Below are 16,885 nucleotides of genomic sequence, written 5' to 3'. Positions count from 1 at the left end.
TGACAAGATCATTCTAATTTATTTTTTACCTATTCAGTAGCGAATTTAGTAGAGAATTGTGCAGATTGCTTGTAGCACTATATTTTCATTTAAGGCAAATAAGGCAACATGCTCTCTTTCAAAAGCTCGATTAATGCTTCATCCATGTAGGGATATTCATCCGGAATGTCCAAAACAATCACTTTTTTGTGTTGTAGTGGTTGAGGGAATTTTTCTTTGATGTTTTGTTTGTGCTTTTGCTCCATCACAAAAATCATATCTGCCCAAGCGATATCTTTGAGAGAGATCGTATGTTTGGCATGTTTGCTTGTTCCAGCAGAACGAGTGGCAATGCCATAGCCCACTGCAAAGATACGCTCAGCAGTGGGACTGCGCCATTGATTACGACTACATATAAAAAGGCTGTTCAATCAGCGATCATCCAAAACTCATATTGTGCTTGTTTTCGTCTTTTTGCCGAGGAAACACGCGGATATTCAATCCCAAGTTGTTTGGAGCGAGATCTTTTGAGTGATCTATTCCAAAGCATTTTCCAGTCTTTTTCAGGTTTCCACAGGGTTGAGGTATGTCTACAATCTCGACCACGATGTAAAAAATTGACTTTACGTCTCCATGCGCGGTTTCTGTTTATATCGTTTGCAAATAATTGTGATGTAATGTCCATAGGATAAAACTCATGAGTTGATCGGGTTCAGCAGCCGCGATAACACATGATGGAATTATTTTATAAGTATTTATTGATCCAGACAAGTTGTAAGTATGTGCTGATCAGCACTTTGAACAGACTTAAATGAATTGAAACGTTATAATTGTCATTCAATTGAAGTGATGAGAAAACCATGTTTATTAAAGCGATTAAGCGTAATTATGACAAAATTAGTCAGGACGAAAGTATTGCTGACGAAGACAAGATTGATGCGCTACTGATCAAGTTAGGTGGTGAGTTTCTTGTGAGTCAAGATGATCGTGTCTATTGCTTTGAAAAAGACGGTTTAACTGCAAAATTTGATGCAAAACATGCCCGTGTTTTTCATTTTAAGGAATATGTCTGCAAGGACATGAATAAACTGTTTCATGGTTTTTAAATAGAATTTAGCCGCTCAGGCTTAACGGTTACCAAGAGCCTGATGCGCCTCCACCCCCTGAACTACCTCCAGAACTTCTACTGCTACCCGATGATGAACTGGGGCTAGAGGAAGATGAGCTATTGCTCGATGAACTTGAGGAAGAGCTTGAATAGGATGATGAATGTGAAAAGGTTGAAGGTGTTTCTTTAAACCATTCCTGATATTCAGCAGGATAATAATGTTGATAAGGCTTGGCTATCGAATAAATGAGTGTCCAAATCAAAAGCAAGATGAATGGACAGAAAATAAAAAACATCAATACGGGAATCCAACTGTTTGGCAGAAGAAATGCCAATATAATTGGAATACTGATCAATAAAACAGCATATTTCTTTGGAATCTTTTCAGGTAAAGTTGATAATTTCATCAGTTTATAGATATTTTGATAATGATTAAATTTAGCGACTAGCCAAAGGACAAAAACGTACAAGACAAAAAGCAAAAAGAAATTTAGTCCTGTAACAATCCAACAAAATAGATGGTGAATAGGCAAAAATACGATTAAAAATAAAGGAATTCCTTTGATTCTAATTTGCTGTTTTTTAAGCGTTTGATAAATTGGCGAAAAATAGATGACTAAAATACAACTCACCATAATATTCCAAATAAAAACAACGAAATAGTTGATGAAGTGCTTTGAGGGTTGGTCTAAGTGTATGACATGCGGATTTTCTTGCTGTGGCGTAGCATAATGATATGTGCTTTGTGCTATCGTATCAGGAGTAGATTTTTGTTCAACGTCGTGAAGTTTGGGAATGTCTATGGTTAAGTTGGGTGATTGACCAAGTTCATTCTGTGCGAGTGCAATACCTGTATAGTATTCATCATTTTTAAAATGGGGTGCGAGAGTATTTCGAATAATGCGACCAGATTGTATATCTGTTATATCCCCCTCTAAACCATAGCCAACCTCAATTCGCATTTTTCGATCATCTTTGGCGATCAGTAACAACACACCATTATCTTGTTGAGCATTACCGATTTTGATGATGTTAAATATATCATTTGCCACATGCTCGATTACCTCGCCGTCTAAAGTGGAAATCATTAATATCTTAAGGTCGATATTTTTTTGTTTAAAAATAACTTCGTTGTTCTGTTTGAGCTTTTCAATCTCAGCGGTAGTTAATGTTTGCGTGGTATCTAAAATATTGTATTTTTTTAATTCTTCTAAAAGTTGTGGAGTTAGGGCATGACTGCTAATACTCAACAATAAACTCAATGCTAAAAGAATGAACTGTTGATAAATGGCTTTATTGGATAGATGCATCTTTTATGTTTTTTTAATTTGTTGAACTCATTCTAAATGGAGAGGAGCATGGGTGAAAGAGTTTTTATAAATGAATGAAGTGTCTATGTTGATTTTCTCAGAAGCCTTTGACTATGTATTCATCATTTAAATTGTATAATATCAAAAAAGAAGTTGTTTCTTCATAAGATGAACTGAGAAGTATCAAAAATGAACAAAATACTGTCAATCTTATTATTATGTTTAATTTGTCCAATGACAGTTTTAGCTCAACAGCCAAAGCTAGTACCACATCAAATCAATTTGAAAAATGGAAAGCGCTTTTCTTTAAATTTACCGGCAAATTTTGAAATTATTCCTGCTGCTGAGGGCTTAAAACGAGTCCGCTTTTTTACAAAAGCCCCTGATGGGAGAATGTTTGTCACCGATATGCATGATTTGTCTGATAATAAAAAAGGCATCATCTATATTTTGGATCAATGGAATGCTGAAACAGGTCGATTTGGCAAAATAATTCCTTATATGACTGGTTTGAAAAATCCAAATTCTATTCAGTTTTATACAGATGATACAGGGCAAGATTGGTTATATTTAGCTGAAACTGACCAACTCACTCGACGTAAGTTTACCCAAGGTGAAACCAAACCCACGGATAAAGCTGAAGTTTTAGCTACTTTTCCAGACTATGGCTTAAGCTACAAATATGGTGGTTGGCATCTAACACGGACAATTGCTGTAGGAGGCAATGGAAAAATTTATGTTTCAGTTGGCTCTAGTTGCAATGCATGTGTTGAAAAAGAAAAAGTTCGAGCAACAGTTTTAGAAATGAACCCAGATGGTTCTGAACAAAAGATTTTTGCCCAAGGTTTACGTAATGCAGTGGGTTTAAAATGGATAGGTAAAGTTTTATTTGCCACCAATCAGGGGGCAGACCATTTAGGTAAAAATAAGCCTGATGAAACTTTTTATGCTCTTAAACGTGATGCTGATTATGGTTGGCCTTCATGTTATTCGTCGAATGGTAAAATTTTTGCCGATCCAAAATTCAAACGTTCAGGTGGCTGTAAAAATGTATTAACACCGTACGCCTATTTCCCTGCACATTCATCTGCACTTGGCTTTGATTATTTTGATCATCCAGATTCAGATGAAAGTATTAAAAATTCTTTTTTGGTCGCTTTACATGGTTCTACAGATGCCTCAATTGGTCATGGCTACAAAATTGCGATTATGCGTAAAGGACAAAAGCTTGAGACTTTCATGGATGGTTTTTTAGTGGGAAAAAATGTCTATGGTCGACCTGCTGATATTTATCGAGTTGATGAAAATTCATTTTATTTCTCCGATGACAAAGGCGGTGTAATTTATTATGTGAGGAGGAAATAATCTTCCTCCATCACATGTTAAGCACCTTGACACTTACCATGAACCTGATGCACCACCACCACCTGAACTGCCGCCTGAATCTCGTTCGTCATTGGATGATGAACTGCTGCTAGAGGATGAACTGCTACTCGAAGATGAATCTTGATGACTATCAAAGGATGAATGATGATTTGATGAGTAATTATTGTCTGAATTGGAGTTTTTCCGTAGCGCCTGAAGTCTTTCAAAAGCCTCCTCGCGTACCTGTTGTCGCTCTTTTTCTCTGAGATATTGATTGTAGTAAGTTGTTAAATATTGATTTTCAGTGCGATGTTTGAAGCGATACAAAAACTGTAGATAACGTAAAAAGATTAAAATTACGCAGATAGTTAAACATTTCAACAGAAAAACTGCAGTTGCAGGGATGAAATCAACTAGATAGAAAATACCTAATCCAAAGATTGAAAAAATTTGAAGCGGCAGGCTATACAAAATGCATTTCAACATTTTATGGCTTTGATCTTTAGGTATGAAGACTGCAATTAAAAATGGTGCGTATACTGGAATAAGCGCACTCAAAAAGAAACCTAAATTAGCAAGATTTAAATAAGAAAAAATCAATAGATGAATAAATATCTCTACCACAAAAAAAGCGACAAAGGCTGCTAATCCGCCTCCAGTCCCCAGTTTGACAACCAATTTGGTATAGACCCAATACATTGGAATACAAAGCAAAATAGAAAGAAACAGGTAACCATAAAAGCTGAGATTGAAAACAATTTCTGGGTGTTTTGTGGTGACCTCTCTCAATGAAATATTTTGATTGAAAAGCGTTTTCTGGGTTTGAGAAAGACCTTGATAATAATCATTATTTTTAAAATTTGGTGCAAGGGTATTTCGAATCATTCGCCCCATTTGCACATCTGTCAAATCACCTTCCAGACCATAGCCAACTTCAAAGCGCATTTTTCGGTCATCTTTAGACACGACAAGCAACACGCCATTATTAAGTTCTGAATTGCCTATTTTAATTTGATTAAAGACTTGTTCAGCATATTGTTCTATTGATGTATCTCCAATCGTAGGGATCATTAATATTTTCAAATCAATATTTTTCTGCTGATAAAGCTGTCTATTTTGATTTTTTAATGCTTCGATTTGATTGTTGTCTAGGGTAGAAGTCGTATCAACAATATGCTGTTGTTTGAGTTGCTGTAACAGTTGAGGCGATAGCGCATGACTACAGATACTTAAGATACTGACTAGAAGTAATACGATGATTCTTTTAGATGTCATGGTGTGAAGGTATCTATTCATTTTGTTGTATTAAAATTGAGATTAATCTCATTCAGTTTATTCAATGATCAATATATTTCGATAATTGAAGTAGGGGGGAAATTGTTTAAGCTAAATTTTTTTCTATGGATGCATATCTAACGTCTGAAAGGTGATAATGAAATATTTTGTGCTTTGGCTAAATTTAAAAAACGTAAGAAAATAAAAAATTCAGTTAAATTAATACCAATACGCCAAAATTGTTCGTTAAAAATTCTTAGCGTTGTATTGTAGAAGACGAATACATCAAATCCAGCTCCATTTGCACCAAAGCCAGTTTCGAAATAAATAAACAAACCTGAGGTAATTTTGGGAATATAGGCAATCAAAGGTGTATAAAATGCTGGAATTAAACTTAAAGAAATCCAAAACAAGATTTTTAAACCTGTTTGTCTTTTGTCCCAATATTGAAGTGCACCAAACAACATAAAAACCAGTTGAATGTAAATTAAGACATATAAGATGAATACTAAAATATGAAAGGGATTGGTAAAGAGTTGATAGGTAATCAAGCCCAATCCAATGATGGCAGAAATACCATAATATAAAGCGATAAGTTTGTATTTAGGATCGTTAAATTCTAAATTATTCATTTTCATTTTTCCTTTAATGGAATTTGTGTGTTATTTAATATTTTTCTAAATCGATAAAACATAAAAATTTCAATAAAATTAAGACCAAACCCCCAAGGACTATCACCATTTAAGGTAATGGTCGTGTTGTACCCTGCGTGTAGTTTTAAGGTAGAAAAAAATGATGTATCTGTCCATTCAACGAAAAATCCAAATATGATGGCAATATTGGGGATATATAAAAATAACGGTGTGCTTAATAAGAAAATTAAACTAAAACTGATCCATTTTAATATTTTAAGTCCTGTAATATTCAATTGCCAATATTGATAAGCAGCGTAGAGTGTAATGATCAGTTGAGTCAACATCAATCCATAAATCATTTTGGAGAATAAGTTGATGTTATTAAAATCAATGAGATAAATTAATATACATATCGCAAAAAATGAAAATCCACCATAATATAAGGCAATAAATTTATGTTTGGAGTCCTGGAAACTCTGATTCATAGTTATAAAAAAGATAAATTAATATAATGATTTTTATCATTTTATAATAAATTAAAAGATTTTTTAAGTGTGATTTTAATGAAATAGCATAAAGATAACGTTATCAACGCTATCTTTATATAAAAATTAAATCGTTATTGTGGTCTAGCAACATCACCACTCAAATGCTCAGGTAGAGCTAAAACAGTCACGCCCAACTCTTCTAGAGCATCAGGACGGGCAACAACCAGTGCAATATAGCCATTTTCAAAAGCTGTACTGTTCACGACTTGAACGCTCTTATTTAGTTGTTCAGCAGGAGCAGGGACTTCACCAGTACCCTGAATAAGATGTAACCAAGCCTTAGGTTTTGCTTTAAACCAAAGACGCGCAATTACTTCCTGACCAAGATAACAGCCTTTGTCATAATTGATACCTTCACGTTGATGCAGGCGTAATTCTTGAGGTTGAAACAAACCGTCAGTCACTTTATTAATATAGGCTTGACCATTTTGAATTGCTGAAATTTCCCACGCTGCAATATCAGTTTCAGTGGCAGAAAAGTCAGTTGTAGAACCATTGAGTATTGGAAAAACTTGCCCACCCAACTCAAGTTTCATTTTAGAAAAAGCACCATATTTTTTGATGTGTTGAGCAAATTCTTCAGCTTGATCTTGTGTGGTCACAATTTCTAGATGTTCAGGATTAATCTTTTTTAACCACAAGCCAAAATGAATTCGACCTTTCAAATCGCAGATAGCCGTATATTGACTAATATTTTCAGCTAAATTTTCAACATTTACAGTAACTTGACCTTGTAAGAACTTGACCGCATCAACACCGATTAAGGTAAAAGAGGAGAAAGCTAGATCGCTCATGAATTGCTCGCTTGTCTTAAATCTAATACTAAAGAATTAATCTTATTTTCCGCTATTTTTCAAAAAAAAGCAGTTTTAGTGCAAATATTTTAATGAAGTTGTTACTAAATATTTCTAAAACCCCTGTTTTTATATCTAAGCTTATGAAATATAAACGATTTGGGAAATGGGTTTTCGACAGTGTACTATGCCAAGCATTAGACACGCAGTACAAAACGATGCAAGAGGCACAAACGCAATGAATAAAAATTATCGTAAACCCCTGCAAGGTACCCAGCTCGAATACTTCGATGTGCGTCAAGCCGTAGAAGACATCCAGCAAGGCGCATATGCAAAACTTCCATACACATCAAAAGTATTGGCTGAACAATTGGTACGCCGTTGTGATCCAGCCATTCTCGAACAGTCACTCAAAGAATTAATCCATCGTAAGCAAGATCACGATTTTCCATGGTATCCCGCACGTGTCGTGTGTCATGACATTCTTGGACAAACAGCATTGGTAGACCTTGCCGGTTTACGTGATGCGATTGCAGACCAAGGTGGTGATCCAGCAAAAGTGAATCCTGTCGTTCCAACTCAGTTGATTGTTGACCACTCTTTGGCAGTGGAATACGGTGGTTTTGACCCAGATGCTTTTGAGAAAAACCGCGCTATAGAGGACCGTCGTAACGAAGACCGTTTTCACTTTATCGAGTGGACCAAAACTGCGTTTGAAAATGTCGATGTTATCCCAGCAGGTAACGGCATCATGCATCAAATCAACTTGGAGAAAATGTCTCCAGTTATTCAAAATCGTGAAGGTCTTGCTTTTCCTGATACTTGTGTCGGTACCGATTCACATACACCGCATACCGATGCACTCGGCGTAATTTCTGTAGGTGTTGGTGGTTTGGAAGCAGAAAATGTCATGCTTGGTCGCGCATCTTGGATGCGTTTACCTGACATTATTGGTGTAGAGCTGGTCGGGCAACGCAAAGCAGGCATTACAGCAACAGATATCGTTTTAGCGTTAACAGAATTTTTGCGTAAAGAACGTGTGGTTGGTGCCTATTTAGAATTTTTTGGTGAAGGTGCGGACAGCATGTCAGTTGGAGATCGTGCAACGATTTCGAACATGACGCCTGAGTATGGTGCAACTGCGGCAATGTTCTACATTGACCAGAACACTATTGATTATTTAACGCTGACAGGTCGTGAAGCGGATCAAATCAAATTGGTTGAAACCTATGCTAAAGAAATCGGTCTTTGGGCATCGGATATGAAACAAGCGGAATATCCACGTGTACTGCGTTTTGATCTTTCTACTGTAACACGTAATATTGCAGGTCCATCGAACCCACATGCCCGTGTATCTACAGCAGACCTCAAAGAAAAAGGGATTGCAGGTGTTGTTGAAAACCGTACTGATGGCTTAATGCCAGATGGTGCAATCATTATTGCTGCGATTACGTCTTGTACCAATACTTCTAATCCACGTAATACGGTTGCCGCAGGTTTATTGGCACGTAAAGCAAATGAATTGGGTTTAACACGTAAACCATGGGTGAAATCATCATTTGCACCAGGCTCTAAAGCAGCAGCTTTATACCTTGAAGAAGCAGGTGTAATGGATGATTTAGAGAAACTGGGCTTTGGGATCGTGGCGTATGCATGTACGACCTGTAATGGTATGTCAGGTGCTTTAGATCCAAAGATTCAGCAAGAAATTATCGATCGTGATTTATATGCGACTGCGGTACTTTCTGGTAACCGTAACTTTGATGGTCGTATTCACCCTTATGCTAAACAAGCATTCTTGGCTTCACCACCATTGGTTGTGGCTTATGCAATTGCAGGGACAATTCGTTTTGATATCGAAACCGATGCATTGGGGAATGATCAAGATGGCAATCCAATTTATTTAAAAGACATTTGGCCATCGGATGCTGAAATCGATGCTTTAGTGAAAGAGTCAGTAAAACCTGAGCAGTTCCGCAAAGTCTACATTCCAATGTTCGACTTAGGTGTGGCTGAAAAGTCTGAAAGTCCACTATATGATTGGCGTCCGCAAAGTACTTATATTCGTCGCCCACCATATTGGGAAGGTGCGCTTGCTGCGCCACGAACACTATCGAATATGCGCCCACTGGCAATTTTACCTGACAACATTACCACGGATCATTTATCGCCATCGAATGCGATCATGATGGATTCTGCTGCGGGTGAGTACCTGCATAAAATGGGTGTACCTGAAGAAGATTTTAACTCTTATGCAACGCATCGTGGTGATCATTTGACCGCGCAACGTGCAACATTTGCCAATCCAAAATTGTTTAATGAAATGGTGGTTCGTTCTGACGGTACGATTAAACAGGGTTCTAAAGCACGTGTTGAACCTGAAGGCGAAGTGATGCGTATGTGGGAAGCGATTGAGACTTATATGAATCGTAAGCAACCACTGATCATCATTGCAGGTAAAGATTATGGTCAAGGCTCAAGCCGTGACTGGGCTGCAAAAGGTGTTCGTCTTGCTGGGGTTGAAGCGATTGTTGCTGAAGGTTTTGAGCGTATTCACCGTACCAATCTTGTGGGTATGGGTGTTTTACCACTTGAGTTTAAAGCAGGTACAGATCGTAAAACTTTAAAGCTTGATGGTACTGAGCTTTATAGTGTGATCGGTAATATTGCACCACGTACAGATTTAACTTTGGTGATTGAGCGTGCAACGGCTGACGGTAAGAGTGAAATCATTGAAGTTCCTGTAACTTGTCGTCTGGATACTGAAGAAGAAGTACATGTGTATGAGGCGGGTGGTGTTTTACAACGCTTTGCACAGGATTTCTTGGAAGGTCAAGTGGCTTGATTTAATTACATTTCTTAATCCTCAAAACCCTCCTTCGAAAAAGGAGGGAGTTTTCAGTATTTCAAAAGTGAGTATTACTTTGTATGTGGGGAGATTAAAGAATGAAGTCATTGATAAGGTTTAAAAAATATCCTACTGTTAAGTAGGATATTTATTTTTAGGAAGGAAAATGATTTTATTCACAGAAAATGATCCTGAAAATCCATATAAATCAATGATAGTTGAACATTTTTTTAATGTATTGTCACAAATGCCAGATGATTTTTATGAGGAAGATAGAACTGATGAACCACCTCAAGAAAGAGAAACAATTTAATTAATTTGTGGATTCTAATTTATGGAAAGTCGTTAATAAGAAAAATCGTATTACTTTTTGAAATCATTTCTTGCAAAAATGACACCATCATTTTTTAAAATAGACAGTAGACATACATTAAAATTTGGCTATACTTTATTCACCATTTCTAAAACCTATGGAGAACAAAAATGGTTACTGCTGGTCAAAAACCTGGAACAGGCTTCTATTTTTGTGTCCAATGTGGACATCGCGTTTACTTAGAAATTGGTACAGATCGTTTACCTCCGTGTACCAAATGCCTTGGCAATCAATTCAACAACAAGAATGCCTAAGCAGCACCAACAAAACAGCTACTCGCAGTTTTAAGAAAAAGCCCTATCATCCAATAGGGCTTTTTTGTTAATTTAATAAAAAGTTTAAAAATATAATGAAAATACAGGCAGAAATATCATGATCGAAACACTTCTTAGCTTATGTATAGGCGTAGGTTTAAGCGCAGCCTGCGGTTTTCGTGTATTTGTTCCACTCTTGGTGATGAGCATTGCATCATTGATGGGATGGTTTGAACCAATGAAAGGTTTTGAGTGGTTAGCAATACCCTCTGTGTGTATAGGCTTGGCTGTTGCAACTGTCTGTGAGATTGGTGCGTATTATATTCCTTGGGTAGACAATGCCTTAGATACCATTGCTACACCTGCGGCAATGGTGGCAGGAACACTGACCACCATGGCGGTGAGTAGTGGTGAAATGTCACAGTTTGCCAGTTGGGCGGCTGCAATTATTGTAGGTGGAGGAACAGCAACAGCAGTACAAATGGGAACAGTTGCAGTTCGGGGATTATCCACAGCAACCACAGGTGGTATCGCAAATCCTGTCGTGTCTACAGGCGAATGGATCGGAGCAATTGTTGTTTCAATATTATCGCTCATTGTCCCCGTTTTGGTGGTGATTGTTGGAATTCTCTTGGTGGTTATTGCCATCCGTTGGATTAAAAGAAAAAGACAAGAAAGTACAAATCATTCAACCGTTTAAAGATAAACATGATAATTAAAAGACTTATAAAAATTAAATACTTAGATTGATTGTGGAAAATCAATAAGAACAAAAAATAAAAAGATTGATTTTTATACAATAAAGGCATATTTTTATTATGGAATTAATAAAGGCATAATTTAATTATGGGTTTATTCGTTTATTTTACGAATAAATAGGGGGAAACTTTATGATGGACAAATTTATTATCAATCAAAATCCGCAAGCCAATGGGGTGTATGAAGTACATAATGCTACTCAAGGTTGTAATTATTTACCCCATATCACTCAGCAAAATCTCTTAGGATTTTTTGCGACCAGTGATTTGGCTTTAAAGAGGGCAAAGATGAATTGGCCAAGAGAAAAAATTAAAGTTTGTATACACTGTTGTTCAGAGGCTTAGAATTTGAAATAAATTCTACATCCATGTTGGAGCATTACACAACTGCCGCATGGATGCTTTGATTTCGCTATAAAAATATGATGTAGACTCATCATTTAATACGATGATAGGAAAGGAGAAGGCCTTTAAAATAGGTGTTTGCTTGAGATTTATTATCCTCAAATTAGAAGGGGTATTTAAATATTAGATATTCATTTTTAGTTCAAACAACATTTTATGGACTGCTTCAAATTTTAGATGAATTGTTGTGATCCATGTTGTATTGAAAATAATCAATTTAAAAAAATAATGATAATAGCTGTTTTAAAACAACGATATAAATGCTATTAATTAATCATAATATCAACATCACATGGATAGGTGAGAACAATGAGAAAGTTCGATGTCGAAATCAGTTTGCCTGCGCAAGCAGTAGAATCATTTGAAGCTGAAGATATAGAACAGATTCGGGCAAAATTTTATGCGATTAACTGGCGTCGTTTATTTTTGACTCAACTTCAAGCTGCTGATTCAGATATCTCATTTGCAGTACAAGATACAGAAACAGAATTATATTTGCATATACAGTTAAATACGCAATCGAGTAAAGCTGAGCCTGTCTTCCAAATTGACAGTAATATTCAATTGACTGTAGAAAGTAAGGAGTTTTTAGGATTCTTAACACGCAAAAAGAAATACGATGTGGTGTATAAGAATTTGAATCAAACACAGGTTTCAGAACAACTTAGTCTGTTTTTAAATGGGCAAATTGATGCAATGACAGAACAGTATAGACAATTGATGCACAAAAAAATGTTGCAAGAACATCGTTTAGCCTAATTTTAGATTTACGAAATCTACAAAAATCAGGAAGTCAAAGCTTCCTGATTTTTTTCAATTGCTCTAAATGCAAATACTTAAATAATAGACCAATGAGTAAAATAAACTTGGTGCATGTAAAAAATAAAAAAAGTGAATTTTTTCACAATTTACATTTAAAAATAAATAACTTAGTTTTAAAAGTATGATCTGGTTCTCTATGTTTTTTGAAGAGTATTGTTACACTACAAAAAGATTTTAAGTGTATGCGTTTTAGAGTAATGAGCAATTTTGAAATTCACATTCAGTATCCAAATCACACCAGTGAGCATGATATGGAGCGGTTTAGCAATCTTGAGATTGCAGAAGTACTGACGAAATTTGAAAGCATCAGTTGGCGACGCCAACGCGTTTTACAATTGCAATTAGAGGGTCTCAGTACGATGTTTAAGGTGATCCATCCTATATCCAATGAATTTTTGACCATAACGCTGAATGCTTATGCTAAAACAGAAGATTTCGAGTTTAAGGTAGAAAGTAATATTACGTTGATTATTCCGCAGCGTGAGTTATTCGGATTAATGACACGTAAAAATAAAGCGCTATTTGCCATCAAGCAGAGTACACTTGAGCAGATTAAGACGAGTTTAACAGCGTTCTTAAATCAAGATAGAGTCGCTTTAGAAGACATTTTCACTCAAGTTAAACAAGCTCATTAAGAAAATCAGTATTCAACTGAAAGCATGTTTACATATAACTAAAAAAGTAATGTTGCTGTGTTGGGGGGTGCAAATTTAGAAATTAAATTTGCATTTTTTCTCTATTTTATGCAATAAAAAATCATTTAATTAACTGAGTTAGGAAATTTTTTTTATATTGATTGTTTTAAAGAAAAAATTTCCTGAAAAAGACAAAAATCAATCTATCTTAGGAAAATAATCCCGAAGCAATTTGATTAATATTGTTTTCAAGGATGTAAGGGATCGAAAAGAGCAGATTGCTACCAGTTGCGTATAACGTGCGTGTAGTACTTACCCACAAGGTCTCGATTCGGCTTAGGACGCTATAGATCAAAAGTTTATAGGCAATAGGGTTAAAACTTACAAAGTTTTAATAGTTGAAGTAAACCACAGTTGTTTTCCCGCTCATCCAAAAAATTCAATAAAAATATTTACCTAAAAGTATTTCATCAAATAAATCTATTGAACTTTATTTCTTATATCAGAAAAAAACATCTAACCAAGATACTCTTCATACACAAAGCCACTCAAATATATTCTATGCTTGGTCTTAATCAGGGATTAAAAAGAACCACGATAAGAGTAGCGTTATGAACGAAAAACTTGAGAATCATATTTGCTTTGTGTGTAAAAAGAGTTTTTCCCATCGTGAAGTGGTTCCAATGGGTACCATTCGCAAAGTGATTACAGAAGAAATTGCACGCGATTTCCCAGACTGGTCTGTACAAGATTATATTTGTAGAGCTGATTTAACCAAGTACCGTATGCAATATCTATTGCAATCTGAACAAGGCGAAGTATCAAGCTTAGCTTATGAAGTGCTCAACAGTATGCAACAGCACGAACTAATCACCAAGAATACTGAAAATCAACTCGACGAAAACTGGACTTTGGGAGAACGCTTAGCAGATAAGATTGCAACTTTTGGAGGAAGTTGGGCTTTTCTAATTTGTTTTAGCTTGTTCTTGGCAATCTGGATTATTGTGAATACTGTGGTAATGGTCAAACAGCCTGCAGACCCTTATCCTTTTATTTTACTTAATCTTATTTTATCTTGCTTGGCGGCTGTGCAAGCCCCCATTATTATGATGAGTCAAAATCGTCAAGAAGCTAAAGATCGTCTACGTTCGCAAAATGATTATCAAGTCAATTTAAAAGCTGAACTTGAAATTCGACATTTACATGAAAAAATAGACCATTTGTTGATGCACCAATGGGATAAATTGGCAAAAATTCAGGAAATTCAATTGGACTTGTTGTCAGAAATGAATAAGAAAAAATAGTTTAGCGTCATTGATGTATGTGAGAGCTGAACAGAAAGGATTTCTATTTTTTTCATACTGAGACTGAGAAAAAAATAGAATTAAATATAAAACCATTTAAAAATTCTTTAATCTCGTACTTTGACGGGAAATTTTTTTATATTCAGCTGAAAAGACCTCATCTTAGGAAAATAATCCTGAACAGCTTTGGGTATTATGGTTTGCAAGGGTGATCAGGGATCGAAAAGAGTAGATTGCTACCAGTAACGTACAACGTGCGTGTAGTACTTACCCACAAGGTCTTGATTCGGCTTAGGACGCTATAAACCAAAAGTTTATAGGCAATAGAGTTAAAACTTATCTAGTTTTAATGCGTTGAAGTAAACCATCAGTTGTTTTCCCTAACACCCAAAGATTTCTATTTTATAACAGTATTTATCCTCCTATATATCACTTTACCTTTATTACTATTTTAACTACAGCTAAGTAAACAGTCTCTGTTTTTTTTTAAAAAATTATGTTAAATCTATTTAAAACATTGGCTTATTGATTATTTTTTGAGTTTTTGCTTTGCTAGATTTTTTAATTAATCTATACGATAATGAAATAATAACACAAAGGATTGTGATCATATGATTAAACAGTTGGAAACGTATTTATTTATGAGTTCCATTGTTGTTCGGCGTATTACTTTACTTTTGATCATTATAGTTTTAGGAATCATTGATCTCTCAACGGGCTATGAATATTCTTTTGCTGTTTTTTATTTAATTCCAGTTTCGATTGCCGCATGGTATGACCATAAGTATGTTGTCATCATTGCCGTAATTTTATCTGGACTCACATGGTTATATGCCGATTATAGTGCAGGGCATGAGTACACCAATTCGATTATTCCTTTCTGGAATGCTTGTGTGCGACTGGGTTTCTTTAGTGTTGTAGCGATTTTATTACGTAGAATAAAAATCAATTTAAATGAAATGACGCTTATGGCGATGAAAGATCCCTTAACCTCATTGAATAATACACGGGCGTTTAATTTAGCCTATCAGGCATTAAAAAAGAGACATGGTAAAACAGAACAAACATTTGCTGTTGGTCTAATTGATTTAGATGGCTTCAAAACTGTAAATGATACTTACGGGCACAGTAAAGGGGATGATGTCCTAGTCGAGTTTGCGCAGGTGTTAAAATCGACCACACGCCATTCTGATGTCGTTGCGCGTATGGGCGGTGATGAATTTATTGTGATCTTACAAGATATTGATCTAAACGCCATTGAAGACTACGAAAAACGTTTAAGAAAAAGCTTTTTGTTAAGTGGATTAAAACAGCAGTTCGGTATTGATTTTAGTATGGGGATTCGTACTTATGATGAATTACCTGAAAATATTGACGAGGCTACTCATCAGGCAGATCTATTGATGTATCAGTCTAAAGTACATGGTAAATCGCAAACCACTATTGATGCGAAACCTTAACAGGAATTACCGAACAGTTTAACCAAGATGGGTGAGCCCTCTTTCTATGATTGATCTTGTTGGATAATGGCTTGGCTGGCTTCTTTTAAGTGATAAAGCAATTGTCCGAGTAGTACCTCTTTACTGCTTAATGTGACGATGAGCATAGGATGCTTGGTGCATGGTACAGCTGTTAATACGGCTTTGCCATTCTCAGCATCTAAAGTAATACTTTGACAGCCAATCAAATTAATTTCAGATAAAAATGCACTGACCATCGCTAAAATGGAACTACTCACCGCTGCTAGTTTACTGGAGTGAAATTGATAGCGTTTACTCACAGAAGCTAACTCAAAACCATCACTTGAACAAATCATAATGAATTCAATATGATTGACATGGTTGAGTACTTCTTGGATTTGTTGTTTAGCAAATGCAACCAATGCTTCTGGTGCTGCCCGTTGCTCTGGTAAATTCATACGCACCTCTTGATTGGTTATAAGTATTTAATTTCCAATGCTGTAATCAATGTTTCTAAGAGCAACAGTACATCTGCTTTCTTTCGTGCATCGATAAAGAAAACAGGAAAGTTGAGTTGCCGTTCTAACAACCATTGTCGATATTGGTGAGTCGGTTTAGCCAAATCATCATCGATATGGGTGATACCAATTACAATGTTGTCGCCGTATTGTTTAAAGGTGTTGATGTAATAGTCCAACTCTTCCAAAGGTGTCTGTAAACTATGGTCAATCAATAGGATTGTGCCAATAGCCCCTTTACAAATCACTCCCCACATAAAGTCGAAACGCCCTTGACCAGGTGTTCCATAAAGCCCAACTTTATTGCCATCATCAAGTGTGACTTCTCCATAGTCGATTCCTACTGTGGTATTGAGTTTTTTGTGGCTATGTTCATCCGTATTAAAGGCTTCTGTTGCCAATACAGGAACCTCTGAGAGCGATTTAATCGCTTCGGTTTTTCCTGCCCCCATCGAACCTGCAAAAACAATTTTGTATTTTTGAATAATCATCGC

At 35.9% G+C, this 16,885-nt stretch carries 19 protein-coding genes and 1 pseudogene; 11 read left to right on the top strand and 9 right to left on the bottom strand.

Annotated features, from left to right (window positions below):
- Positions 1–89: 89 nt before the first annotated feature.
- Complete coding sequence (locus F938_RS16215) at positions 90–410, bottom strand: low molecular weight protein tyrosine phosphatase family protein (protein WP_005033495.1); 321 nt, start codon at positions 408–410, stop codon at positions 90–92.
- Positions 407–664: a hypothetical protein gene (locus tag F938_RS16210; protein ID WP_005033493.1), complete on the bottom strand. Its 258-nt coding sequence runs from the start codon at positions 662–664 to the stop codon at positions 407–409. The genes F938_RS16215 and F938_RS16210 overlap by 4 nt, the downstream gene beginning before the upstream one ends.
- 175 nt (positions 665–839) lie before the next feature.
- Between F938_RS16210 and F938_RS16205 the strand changes: the two genes are divergently transcribed.
- Complete coding sequence (locus tag F938_RS16205) at positions 840–1,085, top strand: hypothetical protein (protein WP_005033491.1); 246 nt, start codon at positions 840–842, stop codon at positions 1,083–1,085.
- Positions 1,086–1,113: 28 nt separating this feature from the next.
- Here the strand turns inward: F938_RS16205 and F938_RS16200 are convergent, their stop codons facing one another.
- Positions 1,114–2,397: a TPM domain-containing protein gene (locus tag F938_RS16200; RefSeq protein ID WP_005033489.1), complete on the bottom strand. Its 1,284-nt coding sequence runs from the start codon at positions 2,395–2,397 to the stop codon at positions 1,114–1,116.
- Positions 2,398–2,586: 189 nt separating this feature from the next.
- Between F938_RS16200 and F938_RS16195 the strand changes: the two genes are divergently transcribed.
- The gene (locus tag F938_RS16195; RefSeq protein ID WP_005033487.1) at positions 2,587–3,762 is read left to right on the top strand and encodes a PQQ-dependent sugar dehydrogenase; all 1,176 of its coding nucleotides are present in this window, start codon (positions 2,587–2,589) and stop codon (positions 3,760–3,762) included.
- Positions 3,763–4,587: 825 nt separating this feature from the next.
- Here F938_RS16195 and F938_RS25035 read toward each other — a convergent pair.
- The 4 genes and pseudogenes from F938_RS25035 to ygfZ form a co-directional block, all read right to left on the bottom strand.
- Positions 4,588–5,037, bottom strand: a pseudogene (locus F938_RS25035) (TPM domain-containing protein); the annotation flags it as partial.
- A gap of 137 nt (positions 5,038–5,174) precedes the next feature.
- On the bottom strand, positions 5,175–5,669 hold the full coding sequence (locus F938_RS16185) for a hypothetical protein (protein ID WP_005033482.1): 495 nt from the start codon (positions 5,667–5,669) through the stop codon (positions 5,175–5,177).
- Positions 5,670–5,671: 2 nt separating this feature from the next.
- Complete coding sequence (locus F938_RS16180) at positions 5,672–6,016, bottom strand: hypothetical protein (protein WP_010590895.1); 345 nt, start codon at positions 6,014–6,016, stop codon at positions 5,672–5,674.
- A gap of 275 nt (positions 6,017–6,291) precedes the next feature.
- Positions 6,292–7,014: a CAF17-like 4Fe-4S cluster assembly/insertion protein YgfZ gene (gene ygfZ / locus F938_RS16175; RefSeq protein ID WP_005033478.1), complete on the bottom strand. Its 723-nt coding sequence runs from the start codon at positions 7,012–7,014 to the stop codon at positions 6,292–6,294.
- A gap of 238 nt (positions 7,015–7,252) precedes the next feature.
- Between ygfZ and acnD the strand changes: the two genes are divergently transcribed.
- The 9 genes from acnD (at position 7,253) to F938_RS16140 (ending at position 15,873) form a co-directional block, all read left to right on the top strand.
- Positions 7,253–9,859 (top strand): Fe/S-dependent 2-methylisocitrate dehydratase AcnD, encoded by a 2,607-nt coding sequence (acnD, locus tag F938_RS16170; RefSeq protein WP_005033476.1) that lies wholly within the window; start codon positions 7,253–7,255, stop codon positions 9,857–9,859.
- A gap of 169 nt (positions 9,860–10,028) precedes the next feature.
- Positions 10,029–10,175 carry a hypothetical protein gene (locus F938_RS24525; protein WP_005033471.1) on the top strand — a complete coding sequence of 49 codons (147 nt, stop codon included), beginning with the start codon at positions 10,029–10,031 and terminating at the stop codon, positions 10,173–10,175.
- Positions 10,176–10,345: 170 nt separating this feature from the next.
- Complete coding sequence (locus tag F938_RS23940) at positions 10,346–10,489, top strand: zinc ribbon-containing protein (protein ID WP_004829882.1); 144 nt, start codon at positions 10,346–10,348, stop codon at positions 10,487–10,489.
- Between the two features lie 121 nt (positions 10,490–10,610).
- Entirely contained in the window at positions 10,611–11,189 is a 579-nt protein-coding gene (locus tag F938_RS16165; protein WP_026040285.1) for a DUF4126 domain-containing protein, read from the top strand.
- Between the two features lie 190 nt (positions 11,190–11,379).
- Complete coding sequence (locus F938_RS16160; RefSeq protein WP_005033469.1) at positions 11,380–11,592, top strand: hypothetical protein; 213 nt, start codon at positions 11,380–11,382, stop codon at positions 11,590–11,592.
- 369 nt (positions 11,593–11,961) lie between these two features.
- Complete coding sequence (locus F938_RS16155; RefSeq protein WP_004829873.1) at positions 11,962–12,411, top strand: hypothetical protein; 450 nt, start codon at positions 11,962–11,964, stop codon at positions 12,409–12,411.
- Between the two features lie 245 nt (positions 12,412–12,656).
- Positions 12,657–13,109: a hypothetical protein gene (locus F938_RS16150; RefSeq protein ID WP_227565957.1), complete on the top strand. Its 453-nt coding sequence runs from the start codon at positions 12,657–12,659 to the stop codon at positions 13,107–13,109.
- A 611-nt stretch (positions 13,110–13,720) separates the two neighbouring features.
- Entirely contained in the window at positions 13,721–14,413 is a 693-nt protein-coding gene (locus tag F938_RS16145; protein ID WP_005033464.1) for a DUF1003 domain-containing protein, read from the top strand.
- 611 nt (positions 14,414–15,024) lie between these two features.
- Positions 15,025–15,873 carry a GGDEF domain-containing protein gene (locus F938_RS16140; RefSeq protein WP_005033462.1) on the top strand — a complete coding sequence of 283 codons (849 nt, stop codon included), beginning with the start codon at positions 15,025–15,027 and terminating at the stop codon, positions 15,871–15,873.
- Between the two features lie 44 nt (positions 15,874–15,917).
- Here F938_RS16140 and F938_RS16135 read toward each other — a convergent pair whose 3' ends face one another.
- Together F938_RS16135 and F938_RS16130 are read right to left on the bottom strand one after the other, a co-directional pair.
- Positions 15,918–16,331 (bottom strand): roadblock/LC7 domain-containing protein, encoded by a 414-nt coding sequence (locus tag F938_RS16135; RefSeq protein WP_004829867.1) that lies wholly within the window; start codon positions 16,329–16,331, stop codon positions 15,918–15,920.
- Positions 16,332–16,348: 17 nt separating this feature from the next.
- Positions 16,349–16,882 (bottom strand): GTP-binding protein, encoded by a 534-nt coding sequence (locus F938_RS16130; RefSeq protein ID WP_004829865.1) that lies wholly within the window; start codon positions 16,880–16,882, stop codon positions 16,349–16,351.
- Positions 16,883–16,885: the final 3 nt, after the last annotated feature.

The organism is Acinetobacter bereziniae LMG 1003 = CIP 70.12 (assembly GCF_000368925.1).
In the GTDB taxonomy this organism is placed as follows: Bacteria; Pseudomonadota; Gammaproteobacteria; order Pseudomonadales; family Moraxellaceae; genus Acinetobacter; species Acinetobacter bereziniae.
Note: the sequence above shows the minus strand (reverse complement) of the source record. Positions and strands in the feature narration are given on the sequence as shown.